The sequence below is a fragment of the Lysinibacillus sp. FSL L8-0312 genome (genome assembly GCF_038003285.1).
Taxonomy (GTDB): domain Bacteria; phylum Bacillota; class Bacilli; order Bacillales_A; family Planococcaceae; genus Lysinibacillus; species Lysinibacillus fusiformis_D.
Genome location: NZ_JBBOOV010000001.1, coordinates 4,367,807 through 4,392,549 on the forward strand (window position 1 = coordinate 4,367,807; position 24,743 = coordinate 4,392,549).

Here is a 24,743-nt window from a genome sequence, read left to right on the forward strand (position 1 = left end):
GCTCTTATTTCAATGTAGAGAAGTGATGAGTGACAACACCTCTCTGTAAAATGAGTAGTGAACATCTTCACTCGAACCTTCGCTAAAAAGTGAACATTTTTATGGATTGGAGTGGAGGAAGCGGCTTGGCGCTCGCCTACAGGAAAGCAAGTAGCCTGCAACGGAAATCTACTTTCATCTTTCACAAAAATGCTCTAGATGGTTTTGTTTTTCAACACTAAGATCAAATACCCTGTAGCAAATCGTTACAGGGTATGATTGATAGTACCTCTATTTTTGTTTTAGCTTTACTTGCTATGTGACTTTCTTTATACTGATAAGATGTTGTATGATGAGCGCAATGTTATCATAAATTGATATTTAAGCTTGTACCTTTTGGTAGGAATCCATTGAAAATCCGTATACCAATGTAAAAAATGCTTTTTCAATAAAATATAGAAATAAATCTTAAATAAATTGGCAATAACTGAATTTAAATGTATGATTATTTCATGAAATATTATTTAGCATAGAACAAGCATTTTTGGTACACTTACTATTAGTACATACAGACGAAGTAAGTGTTTTTATAATAGAGAGGGGTTCATTGAATGAACGAAAAGAAAGTCTATTCCTATGAATGGGCTGGCCGTCCACTTGTAATTGAAGTTGGACAGTTAGCAAAACAAGCAAACGGAGCCGCATTAGTACGCTATGGCGATACTTCTGTACTTGCCACAGCAACAATGTCAAAATCACCAAAACCACTTGATTTCTTCCCATTAACAGTTAACTATGAAGAACGTCTATATGCTGCAGGTAAAATTCCTGGCGGCTTTATTAAGCGTGAAGGGCGTCCATCTGAAAAGGCGATTTTAGCAAGCCGTTTAATCGACCGTCCAATTCGTCCGATGTTCCCAGATGGTTTCCGTAACGAGGTACAAGTCATTTCGATGGTTATGTCCAATGATCCTGACTGTACATCTGAAATGGCAGCGATGGTAGGTTCATCATTAGCATTATCTATTTCTGATATTCCATTTGATGGACCAATAGCAGGTGTACAAGTAGGTTATATTGACGGAGAATTCATCGTTAACCCGACAGTGGAGCAATCGAATCACTCAACAATTCATTTATCTGTAGCAGGCAACAAAGATGCCATCAACATGGTTGAAGCGGGCGCACTTGAAGTGCCAGAAGAAATCATGTTAGAAGCTATTATGTTCGGTCATGAAGAAATCAAAAAAATCATTGCTTTCCAAGAACAAATTGTGGCAGAGGTAGGTAAAGAAAAGTTACCAGTGACATTATTTGAGATTGACGAAGCGATTCAAGCCGATATAAAAGCAGCTTGTGAGACTGATATGCATGATGCGATTCAAACTGCGGAGAAGCATGCGCGTGATGAGGCCATTCAAGCTGTAAAAGATCGTGTTATCGCTTCCTATGAAGAGCAAGAAGCCGACGATGAAACAATGAAACAAGTGTATAACATTCTTGATAAAATGGTAAAAGAAGAAGTGCGTCGTCAAATCACGGAAGATAAGATTCGCCCAGATGGTCGTAAGCTCGACGAAATTCGACCACTTTCTTCTGAAACAGGCTTATTACAACGTACACACGGTTCTGGTCTATTTACACGTGGACAAACACAAGCCCTATCTATTTGTACATTAGGGGCGCTAGGTGATGTACAAATTATTGATGGCTTAGGTGTAGAAGAATCAAAACGCTTTATGCACCATTACAACTTCCCTCAATTCTCTGTAGGGGAAACAGGTCCAATCCGTGGTCCAGGCCGTCGTGAAATTGGTCATGGTGCGTTAGGTGAGCGTGCGCTTGAAGCTGTTATTCCAGATGAATCGGCTTTCCCATATACAATTCGTTGTGTATCTGAAGTACTTGAATCAAACGGATCCACTTCACAAGCTTCTATCTGTGCATCTACATTAGCCATGATGGATGCAGGTGTACCATTAAAAGCACCAGTTGCAGGTATTGCAATGGGTCTTATCAAAAAAGGCGAGCACTATTCCATTTTAACGGATATTCAAGGGATGGAAGACCATTTAGGTGATATGGACTTTAAAGTTGCTGGTACAGCTAAAGGTGTAACAGCACTACAAATGGATATTAAAATCGACGGTTTATCTCGCAATATTTTAGAAGAAGCACTGACACAAGCGAAAGTTGGTCGTATGCATATTCTAGAGTCAATGCTTGCAACACTTGCTGAACCTCGTGAAAAATTGTCTGAATTTGCACCGAAAATTGTCATCGTGAAAATTAATCCAGATAAAATTCGTGATGTGATTGGACCTGGTGGTAAACAAATTAACAAAATTATTGAAGAGACAGGCGTTAAGATTGATACAGAACAAGATGGTACAATCTACATTTCTTCTGCAAATGAGGAAATGAATGCACGTGCAAAACAAATTATTGAAGATATCGTACGGGAAGCAAAAGTAGGGGAATATTACTTATCGACTGTGAAACGTATTGAAAAATTCGGTGCATTTTGTGAGATCTTCCCAGGAAAAGATGGTTTGCTACACATTTCCGAAATTCAAGAGGAACGTACAAAGCAAGTGGAAGATGTCTTAAAACTTGGCGATCAATTACTTGTGAAGGTTATTGAAATTGACAAGCAAGGTCGTGTGAATTTATCTCGTAAAGTAGTAATACAAGAGGAAAAAGAACGCGCTGAACAAGAAAAATAATAATGATTCCAAAGGCTGCGTATGATTGCGCAGCCTTTTTAAATAGTAGCAAAAAGACTAGTAGAGAATTTTTATAATTGGGGGAGATTTTTTGGTTCAAGTACATACATGTCAAAATGGTGTTCGGCTAGTATCAGAGCATATAGATCATGTGAGGTCTGTTGCATTAGGTATTTTTGTGAATGCAGGTTCTCGCTATGAGCTACCAGAAGAAAATGGCATCACACATTTTATTGAACATATGTTGTTTAAAGGAACAACAACTCGCTCAGCCCGTCAAATTGCTGAAGAATTTGATCGAATTGGCGGAGAGTTAAATGCCTTCACATCGAAAGAAAATACATGTTATTATGCAAAAGTTTTAGATCATCATGCAGAGCTTGCTGTCACAATACTAGCAGATATGTTTTTTCATTCTACGTTTGCGGAAGAAGAATTAGAAAAAGAGCGACAAGTGGTATTAGAAGAAATATTAATGAGTGAGGATGCGCCTGATGATGATGTTCATGAAAAACTGTGGAGTGTCATGTATCCGAATGATGCACTTGGTCGTCCGATATTAGGAACTGCTGAGACATTAAAGACTTTTACAGCTGACGCCATACGACATTATATGGACAAACATTATGGTCCAGAATCTGTTGTTATATCCATTGCAGGGAATATTTCAGCTCAGCTTATGCAAACGATTGAAGATTTATTTGGACACTACCAACCTTCTCCACAAGCGATTGCGCCTGTACTGACAAATCCTGCATTTTATCCAGGAGAAATGACGAAAATTCGTGATACCGAGCAAGCACATCTTGCGATTTCATATCCAGCAATTGGTGTGAAAGATCCAGATATGTATAGTTTTATTGCACTGAATAGTATTATTGGGGGCAATATGAGTTCTCGATTATTTCAAGAAGTACGAGAGGAACGTGGGTTAGCTTATTCTATCTTTTCCTACCAATCCTGTTATGCCGATGTTGGCGCGTTTACGATTTATGGTAGTACTAGTCGCCAGCAATTAGCTCAGCTTCAGCATACCATTGATGCTACTTTACTGGACATTGTCGCTGGTGGCATCACAGCAGAAGAGCTTGATAATGCAAAAGAGCAGCTGAAAGGTAGCTTTGTCCTTGGTTTAGAAGGCACGGGGGCCCGTATGAATCGCAATGGGACAAGTGAGCTTGTGCATCGTAAGCATCGTACTGTAGACGAGGTACTTGCATCTATAGATGCTGTATCCATGGAGTCAGTAGATCGACTAATTGCCAAAATTTTAAAAGCCGAACCAGCTATCTCGATTATTGGCCCAAGCGAATAAAAGAGCTTAAAATGATACTAATTATCCAAGTTATAACAATTTATTCATTATAGTAAAAAGGAGAACTTTGAATATTTCCAAGGTTCTCCTTTTAGTGTTGAAAAACAAAACAGTCAATTGAAAGGTAGAAATGGATTTCCGTTGCAGGCTACTTGCTTTCCTGTGGGCGAGCGCCCCGAGCCGCCTCCTCCGCTATCACTCCGTTTAGAGGCTCGCCTGTCTCGTTATGAGCTGCACCCAAAATATTGGACTTAAAAATCTACTATAGGGGGTGCAGGTAGTGATTTCTGATGAACAAAAATTAGCCGCAGTTCTAGCTTACTTTGAAGAAAAAGAAAGTACGTATCAGATTGCCAATCGATTACAGAGGGATCGACAGTACATTCGATTATGGATTGAATTATATCGCTATCATGGCATCGAAGGAATTATTCGTCCTCAAGGGTTCACGAATTACGAAGATTCTTTTAAAATAAAAGTAATTCAACACCTGATAGAGACGGGCGATTCGCTCCTTCAGACTGCTGCGAAGTTTAATATTCCTTCCCGTGAAACCGTTCGGAGATGGAAAAAACAATGGATGTCAACGGCTGGTGAGGTGCTCTATCAAGTAGAAAAGGAGCGCCAATCAATGCCAAAAAAACAACCACCTTCGTCCGATTTAAATGGAAAAACAACGGATGAGTTAAAAGCCGAAATTGAGTATTTACGGATGGAAAATGCCTATTTAAAAAAGTTGAAAGCCTTAGTTCAAGAAAAGGATGCCTTCAAATCCAAGAAAAAGTAAGAGCTGTCTATGAGCTAAGGTTGGATTTTCCTCTTCAAGCTCTATTAAAAGTCGCGAAACTTAAGAAAAGTACGTATTATTATCATCTCCAAAAATGGGTAAAACCAGATAAATATCAAACGATCAAAGAACGAATTCAGACGCTTTTTCATTACCATAAGGGGCGTTATGGCTATCGTCGTATTTGTTTAGCCCTCCGAAATGAAGGGTTTTTCATCAACCATAAAACGGTCCAACGATTGATGCAAGAATTGGGCTTAAAAGGGACGGTACGCCCTAAAAAATACCGTTCGTATAAAGGGACAGTCGGCTATGTCGCAGAGAATGTCATCCAACGTGATTTTGAAGCCACTGCACCCAATCAGAAATGGGTAACCGATGTAACGGAGTTTAAAATAAACGGTCAAAAAATCTATATATCCGCTGTATTAGATTTATTCAATCGAGAAATCGTTGGGTATGAGGTATCAAAATCACCTAATTTTGAGTTAGTTCAACAGTCTTTTAAGAAGGCGTTTACGTATACAAAGTTATCGAAAAAGAGTGGCTTAATCGTCCATTCTGATCAAGGATGGTTATATCAAATACCACGTTTTAAAGCGTTATTGGCAACACATGAAATCAAGCAAAGTATGTCACGGAAAGGAAATTGTTTAGATAATGCCGTGATAGAAAGCTTTTTTGGCATTATGAAATCAGAATTTCTATACGCAACAACGTTTAAGAACTACGAAGCATTCAAAAAAGCGTTAGTAGACTTTATCCACTACTACAATCATGAGCGGATAAAAATAAAACTCAACGGAAAAAGTCCAGTTGAGTTTCGAAGAGTTTCTTAAAAGTTCAAATTTTTGGGGTCAGTTCACGTAAGTGAGTGAAGCGGCTCATCGGACGCCCCCTGGAAAGGACGCTGGCGGAACGGAAATCACCCCTCCCCTTGCAAAGTTGCTTTTTCTGCCTTTGACATGATCTTTTTTCAACAACATGAGGAGAACTTTGAATATTTTCAAAGTTCTCCTTTTTTAATGTTTATTTTCTTCTCAATTAAGCATTGAAATTCTCAATTAACTTTGATAGTATGAATGATATTGAAAATCATTCGCATTTAAATTGGAGGATATTTATCTTATGAAAAAATGGCTTGCTGTCAGTACCCTGACATTATCACTAGCGCTAGCTGGTTGTGCAGATCAGGAAGAAAAGAGTACTGACAAAGAAATAAAAGAAGAAGCAACAACACAACAAGAAACAGCAGATACAGCTGATGTGCAAGAGGATGCATTTCAAGATGGTGTCGATGAGGAAGCATTCCAAAAGGCATTAGCAAGCTTCCCAACAACAGCACCAGAAAAAATTGTCACGACATCTGTGCCTTTAACAGAAATGTTACATCTTTTGGACATCACACCAGTAGGAGTGCCAACATCGACAAACCCTATCCCAGCAGACTTTGATTCTATTACAAAAATCGGCTCGCCAATGTCGCCCGATTTAGAGGTTATTTCAAGCTTACAAACAGACTTAATCCTTGGGGCATCATCATTACAAAGCTCACTTGATCAAGCACTACAGGGAATGAATTTACCGACAGCTTATTTACCAACGGATTCATATGAAGACTTAAAATTAAGCTTTAAAGTGCTCGGTACGTACTTTGGTAAAGAAGAAAAAATGAATGAGGTTTTACAAAATCTCGTAGCAAAAGAAAAAGAATTGGAAGAGAAAGCACAAGGAAAAGAATTACCATCTGTGATGCTTGTCATCGGTACATCTGATTCCTTTATGGTAATGAACGACCAATCCTACTTAGGAAGCTTAGTAGAACGATTAGGTGCAGACAATATTGCGAAATCGGTACTAAAAGCAGAATCAACGTATTCGCCAATGAATTTAGAAGATATTGTTGTAGCTGATCCGGACATCGTTTTTGTTTTAGCATCAGGTGATCATGGAGCAAATGAAGATAAATTTAAACAAGAGATTAAAAAGAATAGTGCATGGCAACAATTATCAGCCTATAAAAATGACAAAATCTATATGCTTGATTATAGTACATTCGGTGTCACATCCATTACAAATGCTGAGAAAGCACTAACAACAATTGCAGATTATTTTTATAAATAAGTTCGTGAGGTAGAGGTATGATTCATACAGCAAGAAGTCGCATGATTATTATCACGACCTTTGTGGTAACGATTTTAGCAGCCATTGTAGCGATCGGGTTAGGCAGTGTTCATATTTCCGTACCTGATATTTTATCTACCCTGATCAATGGACATGATCAAGAGGGTGTTTATACAACCATCATCTGGGATATTCGCCTACCGCGCGTGCTGCTCGCATTAATTATTGGTGCTAGTATCGCCATTTCGGGTGCCTTATTGCAGGCAGTTATGGGCAATCCATTAGCCGATCCTGGGTTAACAGGGGTAACGAGTGGGGCAGCGGCCTTTGTGTTACTTATTCTTTTAGCTAATCCAGAGCTAACGCATTTGATTCCGCTTGCAGCTTTTGTTGGTGGCTTAATTGCAGCAGCCATAGTATATGCTCTTGCATGGAGACGTACAGGCATTACACCCATCACCATTATTTTATCAGGGGTAGCCGTAAATGCATTGTGTGGTGGAGTCATTGGATTCTTATCCATTCTTTACAGTGATCGTTTACCATCAGCTGTGCAATGGATGAATGGTAGTCTTGCAGCAAAAGGAAATGCATCACTGCATATGATTTATGTGTATGCCATTATCGGCTGGATTCTATCCATTTTTGCCATCCGAAAAGCTAATATTATTCGTTTAGGCGATCAGGTCGCAACCAATTTAGGAGAAAGTGTGACCCGTATTCGTATTATGTTATCTATTTTAGCTGTCTTTCTAGCAGCAATTTCGGTTGCAGCAGTTGGCATGATTGGCTTTGTCGGATTAATCGTCCCGCATATGGCTAGGCTACTAGTTGGCTCCGATTATAAGTACATGTTGCCTATGAGTATGGCTATGGGGGCTATTGTCTTATTGATTGCCGATACGGGTGGACGGACATTATTTGCACCACTTGATATTCCAGCAGGTATTTTAATGGCTGTTCTCGGTGGACCTTACTTCTTATATTTAATGAGAAAGAGGGCGTTCTAATGTTAACAATTGATCAGCTATCCATCAGCTATGAACAAAAGGAAGTTGTCCATAATTTTTCATTTGAAGTGAAACAGGGCGAAATTTTATCCATTATTGGACCGAATGGCTCCGGTAAGTCAACGATTTTAAAGGCGATCGCACGGATGCAGCCGTATCATGCAGGAACCATCCTATTTGATGGTGTAAATATGCGTCAATTATCCTCAAAGGAAATCGCACGCAAAATGTGTATGCTGAGTCAACAAAATCAAGCACCGAGCGATATTTCCGTCAAAAATTTAGTCGCCTATGGTCGTTATCCACATAAAAAATGGTTTGAGCGTCTCAATGCAGAGGACGAGGCCATAATTGATTGGGCATTGGAAAAAACCTACCTCTCACATTATAAAGAAAAGCCTATTGCCGCTTTATCTGGTGGGGAGGCGCAACGTGCATGGATTGCAATGGCATTGGCACAACGGCCCCAAGTGCTATTATTGGATGAGCCCACGACCTTCTTAGATATTGCCCATCAGCATGAAGTGCTAGAATTAGTGCGAGAGCTTAATCGTGATATGGGCATGACTGTTGTGATGGTGCTCCATGATTTAAACCAAGCCTCTAGCTATAGCGATCAAATCGTTGTTGTAAAGGACGGCTTACGAGCACAAATGGGTACACCGGATGAGGTCATGACGGAGCAAATGATCCAACAAATTTATCGTATGGAAGCAGAAATTCAATATGTCACATGGGATAATGCCCCACGGATTCAATTAAAAAATACGGTCAAAGTATAGGAGGAAACAGCATGCCAAAAGCAATTGATATTGAACAAGTAAAACAAAACTATGAAGCATTTATTCAAGGTAAAAAAAATTGTGTATTAAGCTTTGTAGATGGGGAAGGCAAGCCTTTTAGTAGTACAACGCCTTTTATACGTTTGAATGGGAAATTTTATGTGTATATTAGTCGTATTGCCGAACATTACCAGTTAATGGAGCAGTCAGAAGTAGTCGATTTAATTTGTGTAGCAGATGAAGCTGTGACAGCCAATCCATTTGCCACAGAGCGAGCACGCTGGCAATGTCAGCCTAAAAATTTAGGAAATGAAGGTCATGAGGAGATTTTTGCTGCCTTCGATCAACTATTTAATGCAAAAATGATGGAAATGTTACGTTCACTCGATTTCTCATTATTTGAATTAACACCTCTAGACGGACGCTATGTAGTTGGATTTGGCAAAGCCTTTACGATTGATATTGCCAATGACACATTAATCCATGTTGTAATTGATAAAAAATAGGTTGCCAATAGGCAGCCTATTTTTTGATGGTGATTAGCAAATTTCTCGCGTCGTATATAAATGAAGCCATTTAAGGTTTTTCAAGCCTGAAAGCCTCATTTCCTTCATGTTTAAGTGCTAAAGCCTCGATTCCAAACGCTCCCGGACGTCTTCTCACAATCGCATGCTCTGGCAAATCCCTTACTTCCTCACTATTCCCTTTGAAAATCCCATAATCATAAGAGGGCATCCTTACTTTCGCTCAATAAAATTTCACCTTTATGAATCAACTTAATATAGTCAGCATTTTTTTCTAAATCGCTTGTAATATAGGAAGAAAATAAAATGCTATGTGTTTCATCCTGCATCAATGCTAAAAATAAATCCAAAATTTCAGCCCGAATGATAGGATCGAATCCACTTGTTGGTTCATCTAAAATCAATAATTTTGGATGATGTGACAATGCTAATGCAATTGACAGCTTCATCCTCATACCTCTTGATAGTTCCTTGATCTTCTTCCTCTTTGGGACATTAAATTGAGCTAATCGTTCAAAATAATAGCCTGAATCCCACGTTTGGAATACTTTTCTCATGATTTTGTCGAGTTGCGTCGCATTTAGCGTTTCTGGTACGTGTAAATCGTCAAATACGACTCCGCTGTCGTTTTTTATCGATAGTTCATGTTCGACATGATCTTTATTAAAAAGCAATATTTCGCCATATTCTTTTTTTAGTAAGTTCAGCATGCATTTAATGGTTGTGGATTTTCCAGCTCCATTTTCTCAGATAAAGCCTACACGGTTCCTTGAGGGACTGAAAAGCTTACATCTTTTAAAGAAAAGCCTTCAAAGACCTTATGTAAATCATGAATCTCAATGGCATTCCTCTTAATTGTCCACCTCTACTGTTAAAGATAGGAGTTCCTGCAATTTTTCATTAGAAAGACCGGCTGTTTTCGCTATTTTTACGGCCTTTTGCAAATGCTCCTCAAGCTGTCGCAGAAGTTCCTTGCGTAGAAAATCTTGATTGCGCTCTGTAACAAAGCTCCCTTTGCCTGCAACTGTTTTGATGAAGCCGTCTCGCTCTATATCGGTGTATGCACGTTTGGTCGTCATGACACTGACCTTTAAATCCTTTGCTAGAGCACGGATAGATGATAGTGCATTACCTGCATGTAATTTATTCGCTAGAATGCCCTCTTTGAGCTGTATCGTGAGGTTTATCACTGGCATTACTTAAATGGATATGCACAAATCCTCACCCGTTATAACGGTGTATATACACTATGTACAGATGTCGATGGGAATGCAACACATTCCTACTTTTGGTAGGGGGCACGATTTGCAAAAACTCGCATATATTGAGGTAATGGCACAAGGAGGGAGATGAGGCATGCTACTATCTGAGATGGTGGATAAGGAGTTAATTCAAATTGAGGGTGGCGTACATTTTGGCATCTTGGCACATACAGAATGCCTATTAGATGTGCAAACAGGGAAAATACATGGCTTTGAAATTGTGAAAGATAAACTACCATTCCAAAAAAAGAAAATGAAAGTTAGTGAAATGATACCTTGGCACGAAATTATCTTAATTGGTGAAGATCGGATTTTATTTAATAAAACATCTTCAGTACAGTCAGAATATTTACAGTGAGGTGAGCTTTTGGAAAACGAAAAATGGCTTGTTATCGGTGAGGACTCACGATTAAAGGAATTAGCGACAATGCTAAGAAGTCCATCGAGAACAGTGTTTTATAAAAGAACGACCGTTTGGAACGAGGAGTTAAATAAACTGGTTTTAGAATACCAACCAAATAAAATTATCCTACCAATTCTTCCATTAAAAATAGAAGTTGAGCAGCTCTATGGAATATCACAAGTTAAATTTTATACAGGCCGATTAACGATGCATTGGAAGCAATTACTAGAGAAAAATGAATCCATTTGCTATTTGCAGCAAGAATCGTTTATATGGCAAAATGCTCGGTTAACAGCGGAGGGATTTATCGCCACGTTTTACGGACTCGAGCAAAAATGTATTTACGGACAAAATTTTACAATCGCAGGCTTTGGACGCATCGCCAAAATGCTCGCCTCTTTACTAGTTAAGATGGGGGCGAACGTCCACATTGTTGCACGTTCTGTTGTACAAGTGAGCGAGGCAAAAGCATATGGCTATAAAGCTACGAATTTAGATGATCGTCGATGGTCTATTACGGATGATATTTTCATCAATACAATTCCAGCAAAATGGATTACAGAATCATTTATAGAGCATGTTCCAGCAGTTTTATATGATTTGGCCTCAGAGCCAGGCTGTTTAGATATAGATGCGGAGCAATTACAAACGTATGTACTATTGCCATCATTGCCTGGGAAATACTTTGCACATGACGCTGCTACAATCTTGTGCAAGGCAATAGAGGAGGAAGAAGATTGTTAACGGGGAAACGAATTGGGCTAGGTATTACAGCCTCACATTGTACGTATGAAGATGTCATACCTAAAATTCAAAATTTTATTGATGTCGGAGCAACGGTTGTGCCAATTATTACTCACTCCGTTTTACATGCAGCTACTCGCTTTGGTACTGGAGAGGAGTGGATTGCCAAAATAGAAGCATTAACAGGAGAAAAGGTTATTTCTTCTATAAAAGAGGCGGAACCATTTGGTCCATCCAATCCATTAGATGCAATGGTGATTGCGCCAATGACGGGCAATAGCATAAGTAAGTTTGCGAATGCAGCAACAGATAGTCCCGTATTAATGGCAGCGAAGGCAACATTGCGTAATGGATCACCTGTTGTATTAGGTATTTCAACAAATGATGCACTTGGTTTAAATGGTATAAACATTATGAAGCTGTTGAATGCCAAAAATATTTATTTTATTCCTTTTGGTCAGGATGCCCCCCTCTCCAAACCGAATTCTTTAATTGCTGATTTTGATCAAATGGTGGATACTGTTCATGCAGCAATTACGCAGAAAAAGCAATTACAACCGCTGTTGATACAATATTTCAAATAAATCATAGATTACACACAATTTTCAGTATTTTTGTGATACAATAGCACACATTATGGAACATGTATTCAAGGAGAGATGACAGATGACAAAGCAGTTAACAGTTGCGGTTGTTGGGGCAACAGGAGCAGTAGGTTCGAAAATGATGGAGCAATTAATTAAACGTAAATTTCCGATTGGGCATATTAAATTTCTAGCCTCTGCTCGTTCAGCGGGAAAATCAATCGAATTTAATGGTCAAACATATACAATTGAAGAAGCGACACCTGAAGCTTTCGAAGGCGTCAATGTCGCTTTATTCTCAGCTGGTGGGTCAGTATCAGCTGTGCTTGCACCAGAGGCAGCTAAGCGTGGTGCAGTAGTTATTGATAATACGAGCCATTTCCGTATGGATCCAGAGGTACCGCTTGTCGTACCTGAAGTGAATCGAGGCGACTTAGCGAAGCATAAAGGGATTATTGCGAATCCGAACTGCTCTACAATTCAAATGGTGGCTGCACTTGAGCCAATTCGTAAAGCATTTGGTTTAACGAAAGTAATCGTTTCAACATATCAAGCCGTTTCAGGAGCGGGTATTTCTGCTATTCAAGAATTAAAGGCACAGAGCGCAAATTGGGAAGCAGGTAAAGATGTAGAAGCAACTATTTTGCCGTCTGGTAGTGATAAACGTCATTACCCAATAGCACGCAATGTCATTCCACAAATCGATAAATTCACAGATAATGGATTTACATACGAAGAAATGAAAATGATTAATGAGACGAAAAAAATCATGCATGCACCAGAGCTCAAAGTAGCTGCTACTTGCGTTCGTGTTCCAGTCGTTTCAGGTCACTCTGAATCTGTTTATATTGAGGTAGAGAAAGAAGCGTCAATCCAAGAGATTTTTGACGTATTACGCAATGCACCAGGTGTAGTATTACAAGATGATATTGCAACACAAACTTACCCAATGCCTATTTATGCAGAAGGGGAAGACGCTACTTTTGTAGGACGTATCCGTCAAGATTTAGACAACAATAAAGGATTCCATCTATGGATCGTTTCTGACAATTTATTAAAAGGCGCCGCATTAAACTCTATCCAAATTGCAGAAGCAATGCTTGAGGATAACTTACTATAAGAGGGGTGTAAGGATGAATTTAGGTCGAATTGGGACGGCTATGATTACGCCGTTCAAAGATGATGGCACGATTAATTATCCAGAACTAGAACGTATTATTAATCATTTGATAGACAACGGTACAGACTGTATCGTTGCCTGTGGTACGACTTCTGAAAACCCAACAATGTCTACTGAGGAAAAAATCGAAGTTGTGCGCTTTACAGTAGAGAAAGTAGCAGGACGCGTACCGGTTATTGCAGGTACAGGGGACAATGAAACAGCCTACTCGATAGCGATGACTCATAAAGCAGAAGAAAATGGAGCAGACGGTATTATGCTTGTAGCTCCATATTATAATAAGCCGAATCAACGTGGTATTTTCGCTCACTTTGAAACCATCGCTAAACAAACAAGTCTACCTGTTATGCTCTATAATGTCCCTGGGCGTACAGGTGTCAATGTTGCCTATGAAACTTCTGTTGCTTTAAGCAAGATTCCAAACATTGCTTGGATTAAAGAAGCGAGCGGTAACTTAGATCAGATGGGAGATGTTATAGAGAACATTGATCCAGATGATGACTTCTTAGTGTATAGTGGGGATGATGGTTTAACATTACCGTTAATGGCCATAGGCGGAGCAGGCGTTATTTCTGTAGCAGCCCATGTTGTAGGCAATGATATGCAATTAATGATTAAAGCGTTTGAAGAAGGAAATCATAAGCTAGCAGCCAAAATTCACCGAGCATTATTACCTTTAGTACGTGCGCTGTTCGCTCAACCGAACCCATCGCCTATTAAATATGCGATGACAAAGTTAGGCTTTGATACACTCAATGTACGTCTGCCAATGATGGAAATGACAGATGAAGAAAAAGAGAACTTTGACCGAATTTGGGATACGTACCAAGAAAAAGCGAAAAATTTTCGATAATGAGCAACGAGGCTGATAACTCTATCGGCCTCGTTTTTGTATGCTATAAACATCCATTCATCACTTCTCATCCTTAAAAATACTTGATTAACTCTATTCGTACAAGGTATCCAATATTTGTTTTTCCATCTACTAGCAATCAGCAAATCAAAAGAAAATCTATTTCCTACGTGAAACATGTATTTTTAATTTGTGCAAAAGCTTTGCAAACCGTATAATAAATGTTAAGTGGTTGCTGTTCGGGATATTTTTTAGGAGGAAATAAATTGACAAAAAAGAAAAATGAATTGATTCGTATCATCCCTCTTGGGGGTGTAGGCGAAATTGGGAAAGCAATGTACGTAGTAGAAATTGATGAAGAGCTATTTGTAGTGGATAGCGGCTTAATGTTCCCAGAAGATGAGATGCTAGGTATAGATATCGTGATTCCTGACATTACGTACTTAGAAGAAAATAAAGAACGTGTGAAAGGTATTTTCTTAACACATGGTCATGAAGATGCGATCGGCTCTATTGCCTATGTTTTACAAAAAATAAAGGCACCTGTGTACGGATCGAAATTAACCATTGCATTAGCAAAGGAACATTTAAAAGAATTACCTGCACCACATCAGGTGAAATTTTTCGAAGTAACAAACCGTAGTCGTATGAATTTTAACTCAACGTATGTAACATTCTTCCACACAACACATAGTATTCCCGATTCGTTAGGGGTAGTGTTCCATACATCTGAAGGCGCGATTGTTCATACAGGAGAGTTTAAATTCGATCAGTCAGCGACAGGTAAATTTAAACCTGATTTAGCAAAAATGGCACAGTTAGGGGAAGACGGCGTCTTTATTCTATTATCTGAGTCTTGCGAAGCTGAACGACCAGGCTATACGACATCGGAAATTGTGATTGAAGAGCAATTATCAAAAACATTCCACTCAGCACCAGGTCGTATTTTAGTAGCTGTCTATGCATCGAATTTTATTCGTATTCAGCAAGTTTTTGCCCAAGCCCAAAAATCATTCCGTAAAGTTGTGATTGTTGGTAAGCCATTGGAAAAAGCTGTTGATTTAGGTGTACAGCTTGGTTATTTAACAGTTGAAGAAGAGACAATTATTCCAATTTCAGAAATGCAAAAATATCAAGATGATGAAATTATCATTATTACAACTGGCAATAGAGGAGAGCCTCTAGATGCATTAGAAAAAATTGTCCGTAAGCACCATCGTGACATTAAAATTAAACAAGGTGATACGGTGTTAATTACATTTACACCTTCTCCTGGTATGGAAGTACAAATGGCTAATACGATGAACTCTATGTCAAAAGCAGGCGCTGAAATTTTGACTTCTAGTAAAAATGTCCACGTATCAGGACATGGTAGTCAGGAAGATTTGAAGCTGATGCTGAATTTAATGCAGCCAAAGTATTTTATTCCTGTTCAAGGTGAATATCGTATGCTCATTGCTCACTCGAAGTTAGCGCAACAGCTCGGTATGCAAAAATCACAAATCTTTATCGCCGATAAAGGGGATATCGTAGAATACAAAAATAATAAAATGCGCATGAGTGGTCGTGTACAAGCTGGTAACGTATTAATTGACGGTATCGGTGTAGGCGATGTAGGAAATATTGTACTTCGTGATCGTAAATTATTATCGCAGGATGGTATTTTCATTGTAGTCGTGACATTAAATCGAGCACAAAAGAAAATTGCCTCTGGCCCAGAAATTTTATCACGAGGCTTTGTCTATGTACGAGAATCAGAGGAATTAATGATTGAGGCATCTGACATTGCAAAAAATGTGATTGAAAAATATGTTGGGAAAGATACATTTGAATGGACGAATATTAAACAAGAAATTCGAGATACACTCAATACGTATTTATTCCAAAAAACAAAACGTCGTCCAATGATTATTCCAATTATTATGGAATATTAATTGAACGAGCTCATCGTAAAGGTTTTGAGGAAAAAGTAGATGAAAAGGATTTTCTCCCAATTGCGGTGGAAAATCCTTTTTTTGAAATATTCGAGTTCTACATGTTATGATTCGCTACATATATAAAATGGATCGCAGAAGAAGGTGAAATAGATGGCAGTTAGTAAAAGAAAAAAAGTGACTAAAAGTAAAGCGACAACTGAAAAAAAAGATATGCATCCGCTTATGTATGAAATTTTAGGACTGCTTTTAATTGCATTAGCAGTCATTATGATTTTTGAATTTGGCATGATTGGTCGGATTCTAGAAAACATCGCAATGTTCCTTTTAGGTAATTTACATTTTGCTGTTCCATTTATGCTTATATTTGTTGCATTGTTAATGATGATTGGTCGTAAAAAAGTCAGTATGAAGGATCGATTAATACTTGGCATGGTACTCATTATTATGAGCTTAACGATTTTTAGTCATGGCATATTATTTGAACAGTTATCAAAATCAGGTGGTCTATTATCTGATTCTGTGCTGCGTGAATCGTGGCGAATATTAATCAATACAGATGGCATTATTCACCGCAGCAATGCTCTGGGCGGTGGGATGATTGGCGCCCTTTTATTTAGTGGGCTTCATGTATTATTTGAAGCCTCGGGGGCAAAAGTTGTTGCTTGGGTCATCTTCTTTATTGGGCTCATACTTGTCACTGGCAAAGCATTAGTGCCTTATTTAGCAGAAAAAACACCAGATCTATTTGGCAAATGGAAAAAAAAGCATCATGATAAAAAGAAAAATAAACCGAAAAAACCAAACAATCGCCGCTCAAGGGTAGAAAGTGGAGATGAGGTTGCGGCTGTAAATCAAATTACGGATGTGCCTGAACAAGAGGAAGAAATACCTCATGAGCCGATTATCTCTGCTTTTACGCAAAATGTCTCGCAGGAAAGAGCTGTGTTTGATACGCCTGCTATGGTGGAAAATGAAGTAGAAGAAGCAACGGATGAGGTTCATATTCAAGGTACAGATGCAGTGGAAAATGCAGACTATCAGCTACCGTCTTATAACCTATTACAACTACCACCTCAACATGATCAAAGTGGTGAATATTCAGTTATCCAGGCGAATGCCAAAAAGCTTGAGCAAACATTACAAAGCTTTGGTGTAAAGGCAAAGGTAACACAAGTGCATTTAGGACCAGCTGTCACAAAATATGAAATTTTGCCAGATATAGGTGTGAAAGTAAGTAAAATTGTCAATCTGCAAGATGACCTTGCATTAGCACTTGCAGCTAAAGATATTCGGATGGAGGCCCCAATCCCTGGAAAATCTGCGATAGGTATTGAAGTGCCAAATAGCGAAGTGGCTATTGTAACACTTCGTGAGGTATTGGAATCGAAGGACGGTGCGAAGCCAGAAGCATTATTACAAGTAGCCTTCGGGCGTGATATTACAGGACAAGCTGTACTAGCCGAACTCAATAAAATGCCACATTTACTTGTAGCTGGTTCAACAGGCAGTGGGAAAAGTGTTTGTATAAATGGCATCGTTGTATCCATACTAATGCGTACAAAACCGCATGAAGTAAAACTTATGATGATCGACCCAAAAATGGTGGAGCTCAACGTTTATAATGGCATTCCTCATTTATTGGCTCCTGTCGTAACAGATGCACGTAAAGCTTCGCAAGCACTGAAAAAAGTGGTATCTGAAATGGAACGTCGCTATGACTTGTTCTCTCATACAGGTACACGAAATATTGAGGGCTACAATGCACATGTTCAAAAAGTGAATGAACAAACAGAGGAAAAAAATCCAAAGCTACCTTATATTGTAGTCATAGTGGATGAGTTAGCAGATTTGATGATGGTCGCATCAAGTGATGTTGAGGATTCTATTACACGATTAGCTCAAATGGCACGTGCAGCAGGAATTCATTTGATTATTGCAACACAACGACCAAGTGTAGACGTTTTGACAGGTGTTATTAAAGCGAATATTCCATCGAGAATTGCTTTTGCCGTTTCGTCAGCCATCGATTCAAGAACGATTTTAGATATGGGTGGAGCTGAGCGCCTACTTGGACGGGGTGATATGTTATTTTTACCTGCGGGCGCTTCCAAACCGAAAAGGGTGCAAGGTGCCTTTTTATCGGATCAAGAAGTAGAAGCAGTCGTTCATTTTGTTATAGAACAGCAAAAAGCGCAGTATCAGGAGGAGATGATTCCTACCGAAGAAGAAACCATTTTAGAGGAAACGGATGAATTATATGATGAAGCTGTCCAATTAGTTGTCAATATGCAAACAGCATCCGTTTCCATGCTGCAACGTCGCTTCCGTATTGGCTATTCAAGGGCTGCACGAATTGTCGATCAAATGGAGCAACGTGGGGTTGTAGGGCCACCAGAGGGCAGTAAGCCTCGTCAAGTACTTGTTCACCAATATGATAACTAAGCAAAAAAGCTAGATGTCGAAATGGTGAGAACTACTGTATATTTGTCCAAATATTTGCAAAGAAAATGAAGAAAGAATGAATTCTATAACAGATTTTATTCAAAACTGTTTATTTCATTCTGCAAAAATGTTATATTTATGAACGATTAGTAGGAATGTTGTACATCAGATGTCTGATCTCTGATTTGGTGGTGATATATGTGACTATTAAAGCAGATCATCGTCATCTCTATCTTCAAGTTATCGATCGTTTAAAATCTGACATTGAGGCTGGCATTTTTAAAGAAAATGAAAAGCTGCCTTCAGAGTTTGAATTATCGAAATCACTAGGAGTCAGTCGAGCTACTCTTAGAGAAGCTCTTCGACTGTTGGAAGAGGAAAATGTGATTGTGCGCCGACATGGGGTTGGGACTTTTGTCAATCCTAAGCCGTTGTTTACATCAGGCATCGAGCATCTATCGAGCATTTCTTCTATGATCGAAACAGCAGGTATGGAGCCGGGTTCCCGTTTTTTAAAGGCAACTGAGCACACACCTTCTGAAGAAGATTTAAAACGCTTCCAATGTGATGGCGACGATAAAATACTCACGATTGAACGTGTCAGAACAGCGGATGGTGAGCCAGTAGTTTACTGCATAGACAGGCTACCCGCAAGCTTCCTGCCTACTGACTTTGTCGAAAAAAAAGAAGTTTCACTGTTCTCTGCTTTAGAGCAATCAGGCAAAATTCATGTAGCCTATGCTGTAACTTATATTGATCCAATTGGGTATCATGAACAAGCCTCACCGATTTTAAATTGCGGACGTGAAACAGCTCTTTTAGTGTTAAAGCAGTTGCATTACGATGACCATGATCAAGTAGTGCTCTATTCAAAAAATTATTTCCGAGCTGATAAATTCAGCTTCCATGTAGTTCGTAAACGGGTGTAGAACATTTCTAAATTTTTTTCCTGCTAATTACAATACCTTTGGGGGGTTAATTAAATGAAAAAACGTAAATTTGGTTTAGTATTAACATCAGTATTAGCGGCAAGTGCTATTTTAGGTGCTTGTGGTACGAAAGACGACGAAAAACCTGCAAAAGACAATGACAATGCTTCAGGCGGCGACAAAACAGAAGAAACTTTCTCAGTAGCAATGGTTACTGATGTAGGTGGCGTTGATGACAAATCATTCAACCAATCTGCATGGGAAGGTGTACAAGCTTACGGTAAAGAGCACGGCTTATCAAAAGGTGATGGTTTTGATTACCTACAATCAAAATCAGATGCAGACTATGATTCAAATTTAAATGCATTACTACGTCGTGACTTCAATTTAATTTTCGGTATTGGTTATATGATGGAAGATGCAATGGCTGCAATTTCTGAGGAAAATCCAGATGGCCAATTTGCAATCATTGATGCTGAAGTAAAAGCAGACAACGTAGTATCAGTAATGTTCAAAGAGCAAGAAGGTGCTTTCTTAGCGGGTGTAGCTGCAGCGAAAATGTCTAAATCAGGTAAAATCGGCTTCGTAGGTGGCGTAGATATCCCAGTTATTAATCGCTTTGAAGCTGGATTCCTTGAAGGGGCAAAAGCTGTAAACCCAGATATCATCATCGAAGATAAATACACAGGTGCATTTGATAAAGCGGATGTTGGTAAAATTACAGCAAGCGGTATGTTCTCATCAGGTGTTGATGTAATCTTCCACGCTGCTGGTGCAACTGGTAACGGTGTATTCTCTGAAGCAAAAGAACGTAAGAAAAAAGATCCAGAGGCAAACATTTGGGTAATTGGTGTAGATGCTGACCAATACGAAGAAGGTAAAGTAGACGATAAAACAAACGTAACATTAACTTCAATGTTAAAAGGTGTTAATACAGCAGTAGTAGATATTTCAAATAGAGCAAAAAATGGTGATTTCCCAGGCGGAGAAACACTTACTTATGGTTTAGCTGAAGACGGTGTTAAACTTGCAGATTCACGCGGTGCGATTCCAGAAGATGTACAAAAAGTAATTGATGAATATAAAGAGAAGATTGCTAAGGGTGAAATCAAAGTTCCAGAAAAAGTGGAAAAATAATTCAACTCTTGATCATCATAAGGGACTTTTAGAAGGACCTTATGATGATTTTTCAATCTATCGTTATATTTAGATTATTCGCAATACTCTATTTAACTAGATTTATAGGAATCTTATAGAGGTAAATCATGATGGTAATAAGTTAATAGAAGAAAGGTTTCTAACGATGACCTTTCCTGTATTAATTTAGCAAAACAACTACCTCTATAGGTGGGTTTAGATCAAGCAATAATTCTAGCCTCTGGTAGAAATTGACTACTGGACGTATGGCTTATCTGTACCATCAATCATGTAGCAGCAGATACTATACGCTAAGGCAAAAATACTTAATAAGTGCCTATTAAGGGAGTGACAATTTTGGAATATGTGATTGAGATGCTTGGAATCCGTAAAGAATTCGGGAGTTTCGTGGCGAATAATAACATCACCCTCCAACTGAAACAAGGCGAAATCCATGCATTGCTTGGTGAAAATGGTGCAGGTAAATCGACTTTGATGAACGTCCTTTTTGGTTTATATCAACCAGAGGGTGGCGAAATTCATGTTCGTGGGAAGGCTGTAAAAATTACAAACCCGAATGTTGCCAATGATTTAGGAATTGGCATGGTGCATCAGCACTTTATGTTGGTAGAAAACTTTACGGTTACAGAAAACATTATTTTAGGCACGGAGCCTACTAAAATGGGGATTGTCAATATAAAAGATGCGGCGAAGAAAGTACACGCACTTTCTGAAAAATATGGATTGGATGTTGATCCAAATGCCAAAATCGAAGACATCACAGTTGGTATGCAACAACGTGTTGAAATATTAAAAACATTGTATCGTGGTGCCGAAATTTTAATTTTTGATGAACCTACGGCTTCATTAACACCACAAGAGATTACAGAATTAATTCAAATTATGCGTCGACTGATTGCAGAAGGTAAATCTATTATTTTAATTACGCATAAGCTAAAAGAAATTATGGAAGTTTCAGATCGTGTGACGATTATCCGTAAAGGAGAAGGGATTGGCACTGTTGTAACCGCTGCCACAAATCCTGATCAATTGGCTGAAATGATGGTTGGCCGTCAAGTTGAATTTAAAACAGAAAAAATTGACGCAAACCCAACTGAAGAAGTGCTATCGATTGAAAAGTTGGTAGTAACGGATTACCGAGATATTGATAAGGTAAAAGGTTTGAACTTAAATGTTCGCAGAGGTGAAATCGTAGGTATAGCTGGTATCGATGGTAACGGTCAGTCCGAATTAATCGAAGCCATTACAGGACTACGTAAAATCAAAAGTGGGACAGTTAAGTTAAATGGCAAAGATATTACCAATATGAAGCCTCGTAAAATTACAGAGGAAGGCGTCGGTCATATCCCACAAGACCGTCATAAACATGGTTTAGTGTTAGATTTCCCGATTGGTCATAATATTGCACTGCAAACGTATTACCAATCTCCAATTGCAAAGGGTTTTGTCATGGATTATAAAAAAGTGTCGGAAAAAGCTCGTCAAATCATTGAAGAGTATGATGTGCGTACAGGTAATGGTGAAATGACACCGGCTCGTGCATTATCTGGAGGTAACCAACAAAAAGCTATTATCGGTCGTGAAATCGACCGTAATCCAGATTTATTAATTGCTGCTCTACCAACACGTGGACTTGACGTAGGGGCTATTGAATTCATTCACTCTCGTCTCATTGAGCAACGTGATAAAGGAAAAGCCGTTCTGTTAATCTCATTTGAATTAGATGAGGTCATGAATGTATCGGATCGTATTGCTGTTATTTATGATGGACAAATAGTAGATGAGTTAAATCCAAAAGAAACAACAGAACAAGAGCTAGGCTTACTTATGGCAGGGCAAAGTAAAAAAAATAATAAGCATGATGCGAAGGAGGGGAACGACTAATGTCAAATCGTGTCATTAATCTACTCGTTCCTATCATCTCTATCATTATCGGTTTAATTGTAGGGGCTATCGTTATGGTAGTCAGTGGCTATGACCCAGTAGAAGGTTATATTGCTCTTTGGACAGGTATTTTTGGAGATTCATATTCAATTGGGAACACAATTCGTCAAATAACACCTTATATTTTGGCAGGTCTTGCAGTAGCATTTGCATTCCGCACAGGACTGTTCAATATTGGGGTTGAGGGTCAGCTGATTTTAGGTTGGCTAGCAGCAGCTTGGGTAGGATACGCATTTGAGCTACCTAAAGTTATTCACTTACCATTGGCATTACTTGCTGCTGCAGCTGCAGGTGCATTTTGGGCCTTTATTGCAGGTTTCTTAAAAGCGAAATTTAAAGTCCATGAAGTTATTGCGACAATTATGCTCAACTATACTGCGCTTTATATTGCCAACGCAGTGATTAAAAAATTGTCCGATGGAAGCTTTAAAACAGAACGTATCCATGAATCAGCTTCTTTACGTTCTCCGTTTTTAAGAGAGCTTACAGACAATTCAAGTCTTCACTATGGGATCATTGTTGCACTATTAATGGTAGTAGTTATGTGGTTCATTTTAGAAAAAACAACACGTGGATACGAGCTAAAAGCAGTAGGCTTTAACAAAAATGCTGCCGATTATGCAGGTATGAGTGTTAATAAAAATATTATTTTAGCGATGACGATTTCAGGAATGTTTGCAGGTCTTGGTGGTGCGATGGAAGCTTTAGGTACATTCCAAAACGCATCTATTAAACCTGGCTTTACAGGAATCGGTTTTGACGGTATCGCCGTTGCGCTACTTGGTGCGAATACACCACTTGGGGTAGTGTTTGGAGCATCACTATTCGGTTCATTAAAATATGGTGCATTAAATATGCCAAATGCTGCGGGTATTCCAGAAGAAATCGTATCAATTATCATCGCATTGATTATCTTCTTCGTTGCATCAGGCTATATTATTCGAGTAGGCTTGCAAAAGCTGAGCAAGAAAAAGGAGGGACAATAACATGAGCTTTTTAGAAATGTTATATTTCATCATCCCTTCAGCGATTCTTTATGCAACACCTTTGATTTTTACTGCTATCGGTGGAGTATTCTCTGAACGCTCTGGTGTAGTCAACATCGGGCTAGAAGGCTTAATGATTGTTGGTGCTTTTGTTGGTATTTTTGTCAATTTAGAATTCGCTTCATCATTAGGTGTGGCAACGATTTGGGTAGCGATGTTAGCAGCTATGATTATTGGTGGGATTTTCTCTCTTTTCCATGCTGTTGCTTCGATCTCTTTCCGTGCCGATCAAACAGTTTCAGGTGTAGCCATTAACTTACTTGGCTTAGCTGCTACAGTTTTCTTAGTTAAAATGATTTATGATAAAGGTCAAACGGATATGATTACACGTCCAATCGACCGTTTCGGTATTCCTTATTTAGAGGATATTCCATTCTTTGGTCCTTTATTGTTCCATGATGTTTACAGCACATCTATTTTAGCATTTGCGGTAGCCATTGGTGCTTGGTTTATTATCTATAAAACACCATTCGGCTTGCGTTTACGTGCTGTGGGTGAGCACCCAATGGCAGCAGATACAATGGGGATTAATGTTAATAAAATGCGCTATATTGCCGTTGTTATTTCTGGGGCATTAGGTGGTCTTGGTGGTGCAGTCTATGCACAAACAATTACACATGACTTTTCGCATGCAACAATTGCTGGACAAGGTTTCATGGCCATTGCCGCTATGATTTTCGGGAAATGGCATCCAATTGGTGCATTAGGAGCAGCCTTATTCTTCGGTTTAGCGCAAACTTTAAGTATTGCAGGAAGTCAAATTCCATTCATCGAGAATGTACCAGCCGTTTATCTGCAAATTTTACCATACGTCTTAACAATCCTTGCTTTAGCAGGCTTTATTGGTAAAGCGAATGCTCCAAAAGCAAGTGGACAGCCTTATATTAAAGGTAAACGTTAAGAAAAATGAATCAAAAAGACTGAGTGAACGATGCTCAGTCTTTTTTTACATATGAAATTGGTGCATTTTTTAATTTTTCCCATACATACTTTGGATTCTTTTTGCAATTATAG

At 38.8% G+C, this 24,743-nt stretch carries 23 protein-coding genes; 20 read left to right on the forward strand and 3 right to left on the reverse strand.

The features are described from left to right. Nucleotides 1-590: 590 nt before the first annotated feature. The 8 genes from pnp to MHI22_RS21800 all read left to right on the forward strand — a co-directional run bounded on the left by pnp (nucleotide 591) and on the right by MHI22_RS21800 (nucleotide 9,229). Nucleotides 591-2,705, forward strand: coding sequence for a polyribonucleotide nucleotidyltransferase (pnp, locus tag MHI22_RS21765; protein WP_058845147.1), 2,115 nt, complete (start codon nucleotides 591-593; stop codon nucleotides 2,703-2,705). Between the two features lie 91 nt (nucleotides 2,706-2,796). Beyond that, the gene (locus MHI22_RS21770) at nucleotides 2,797-4,020 is read left to right on the forward strand and encodes a M16 family metallopeptidase (protein ID WP_141903482.1); all 1,224 of its coding nucleotides are present in this window, start codon (nucleotides 2,797-2,799) and stop codon (nucleotides 4,018-4,020) included. Between the two features lie 280 nt (nucleotides 4,021-4,300). After that, nucleotides 4,301-4,807: a helix-turn-helix domain-containing protein gene (locus tag MHI22_RS21775; RefSeq protein WP_180957783.1), complete on the forward strand. Its 507-nt coding sequence runs from the start codon at nucleotides 4,301-4,303 to the stop codon at nucleotides 4,805-4,807. Beyond that, the gene (locus MHI22_RS21780) at nucleotides 4,792-5,646 is read left to right on the forward strand and encodes an IS3 family transposase (protein ID WP_340812692.1); all 855 of its coding nucleotides are present in this window, start codon (nucleotides 4,792-4,794) and stop codon (nucleotides 5,644-5,646) included. The genes MHI22_RS21775 and MHI22_RS21780 overlap by 16 nt, the downstream gene beginning before the upstream one ends. A 289-nt stretch (nucleotides 5,647-5,935) precedes the next feature. Further along, complete coding sequence (locus MHI22_RS21785) at nucleotides 5,936-6,931, forward strand: ABC transporter substrate-binding protein (protein ID WP_058843934.1); 996 nt, start codon at nucleotides 5,936-5,938, stop codon at nucleotides 6,929-6,931. 17 nt (nucleotides 6,932-6,948) lie between these two features. Next, complete coding sequence (locus MHI22_RS21790) at nucleotides 6,949-7,941, forward strand: FecCD family ABC transporter permease (RefSeq protein WP_340812645.1); 993 nt, start codon at nucleotides 6,949-6,951, stop codon at nucleotides 7,939-7,941. Beyond that, nucleotides 7,941-8,723 carry an ABC transporter ATP-binding protein gene (locus MHI22_RS21795; RefSeq protein ID WP_089932007.1) on the forward strand — a complete coding sequence of 261 codons (783 nt, stop codon included), beginning with the start codon at nucleotides 7,941-7,943 and terminating at the stop codon, nucleotides 8,721-8,723. The genes MHI22_RS21790 and MHI22_RS21795 overlap by 1 nt, the downstream gene beginning before the upstream one ends. Before the next feature lie 11 nt (nucleotides 8,724-8,734). Then, nucleotides 8,735-9,229, forward strand: coding sequence for a pyridoxamine 5'-phosphate oxidase family protein (locus tag MHI22_RS21800; protein WP_036121345.1), 495 nt, complete (start codon nucleotides 8,735-8,737; stop codon nucleotides 9,227-9,229). A 70-nt stretch (nucleotides 9,230-9,299) separates the two neighbouring features. On the opposite strand, the gene MHI22_RS21805 is transcribed toward MHI22_RS21800, so the two are convergent. From MHI22_RS21805 to MHI22_RS21815, 3 genes are all read right to left on the reverse strand, one after another. Further along, a complete protein-coding gene (locus MHI22_RS21805) occupies nucleotides 9,300-9,458 on the reverse strand; it encodes a hypothetical protein (protein WP_340812646.1) in 159 nt (52 codons plus the stop codon). After that, nucleotides 9,445-9,957 (reverse strand): ATP-binding cassette domain-containing protein, encoded by a 513-nt coding sequence (locus MHI22_RS21810; protein ID WP_230593795.1) that lies wholly within the window; start codon nucleotides 9,955-9,957, stop codon nucleotides 9,445-9,447. The genes MHI22_RS21805 and MHI22_RS21810 overlap by 14 nt, the downstream gene beginning before the upstream one ends. 141 nt (nucleotides 9,958-10,098) lie before the next feature. Continuing rightward, nucleotides 10,099-10,443, reverse strand: coding sequence for a GntR family transcriptional regulator (locus MHI22_RS21815; protein WP_340810063.1), 345 nt, complete (start codon nucleotides 10,441-10,443; stop codon nucleotides 10,099-10,101). A gap of 160 nt (nucleotides 10,444-10,603) precedes the next feature. On the opposite strand from MHI22_RS21815, the gene MHI22_RS21820 reads away from it, so the two are divergent. The 12 genes from MHI22_RS21820 (at nucleotide 10,604) to MHI22_RS21875 (ending at nucleotide 24,630) form a co-directional block, all read left to right on the forward strand. Continuing rightward, the gene (locus MHI22_RS21820; RefSeq protein WP_036121342.1) at nucleotides 10,604-10,867 is read left to right on the forward strand and encodes a sporulation protein, YlmC/YmxH family; all 264 of its coding nucleotides are present in this window, start codon (nucleotides 10,604-10,606) and stop codon (nucleotides 10,865-10,867) included. 9 nt (nucleotides 10,868-10,876) lie between these two features. After that, the gene (locus MHI22_RS21825; RefSeq protein ID WP_036121339.1) at nucleotides 10,877-11,656 is read left to right on the forward strand and encodes an NAD(P)-dependent oxidoreductase; all 780 of its coding nucleotides are present in this window, start codon (nucleotides 10,877-10,879) and stop codon (nucleotides 11,654-11,656) included. Then, a complete protein-coding gene (locus MHI22_RS21830) occupies nucleotides 11,650-12,240 on the forward strand; it encodes a dipicolinate synthase subunit B (protein ID WP_089932009.1) in 591 nt (196 codons plus the stop codon). Before MHI22_RS21825 ends, MHI22_RS21830 begins: the two co-directional genes overlap by 7 nt. A gap of 82 nt (nucleotides 12,241-12,322) precedes the next feature. Continuing rightward, nucleotides 12,323-13,360, forward strand: a complete 1,038-nt coding sequence (locus MHI22_RS21835) for an aspartate-semialdehyde dehydrogenase (RefSeq protein ID WP_058843933.1) — start codon at nucleotides 12,323-12,325, stop codon at nucleotides 13,358-13,360. Nucleotides 13,361-13,373: 13 nt separating this feature from the next. Further along, complete coding sequence (dapA, locus tag MHI22_RS21840; RefSeq protein WP_058843932.1) at nucleotides 13,374-14,273, forward strand: 4-hydroxy-tetrahydrodipicolinate synthase; 900 nt, start codon at nucleotides 13,374-13,376, stop codon at nucleotides 14,271-14,273. A gap of 266 nt (nucleotides 14,274-14,539) precedes the next feature. Beyond that, nucleotides 14,540-16,207 (forward strand): ribonuclease J, encoded by a 1,668-nt coding sequence (locus MHI22_RS21845; protein ID WP_058843931.1) that lies wholly within the window; start codon nucleotides 14,540-14,542, stop codon nucleotides 16,205-16,207. Nucleotides 16,208-16,360: 153 nt separating this feature from the next. After that, on the forward strand, nucleotides 16,361-18,652 hold the full coding sequence (locus tag MHI22_RS21850; protein WP_340812647.1) for an FtsK/SpoIIIE family DNA translocase: 2,292 nt from the start codon (nucleotides 16,361-16,363) through the stop codon (nucleotides 18,650-18,652). A gap of 200 nt (nucleotides 18,653-18,852) precedes the next feature. Then, nucleotides 18,853-19,581, forward strand: coding sequence for a GntR family transcriptional regulator (locus tag MHI22_RS21855; RefSeq protein ID WP_036121324.1), 729 nt, complete (start codon nucleotides 18,853-18,855; stop codon nucleotides 19,579-19,581). A gap of 54 nt (nucleotides 19,582-19,635) precedes the next feature. Further along, on the forward strand, nucleotides 19,636-20,718 hold the full coding sequence (locus MHI22_RS21860) for a BMP family lipoprotein (protein WP_058843929.1): 1,083 nt from the start codon (nucleotides 19,636-19,638) through the stop codon (nucleotides 20,716-20,718). A 357-nt stretch (nucleotides 20,719-21,075) separates the two neighbouring features. Beyond that, on the forward strand, nucleotides 21,076-22,623 hold the full coding sequence (locus tag MHI22_RS21865) for an ABC transporter ATP-binding protein (protein ID WP_089932014.1): 1,548 nt from the start codon (nucleotides 21,076-21,078) through the stop codon (nucleotides 22,621-22,623). Next, a complete protein-coding gene (locus tag MHI22_RS21870) occupies nucleotides 22,623-23,669 on the forward strand; it encodes an ABC transporter permease (RefSeq protein ID WP_036121315.1) in 1,047 nt (348 codons plus the stop codon). The genes MHI22_RS21865 and MHI22_RS21870 overlap by 1 nt, the downstream gene beginning before the upstream one ends. Nucleotide 23,670: 1 nt before the next feature. Then, nucleotides 23,671-24,630: an ABC transporter permease gene (locus MHI22_RS21875; protein ID WP_036121312.1), complete on the forward strand. Its 960-nt coding sequence runs from the start codon at nucleotides 23,671-23,673 to the stop codon at nucleotides 24,628-24,630. Nucleotides 24,631-24,743: the final 113 nt, after the last annotated feature.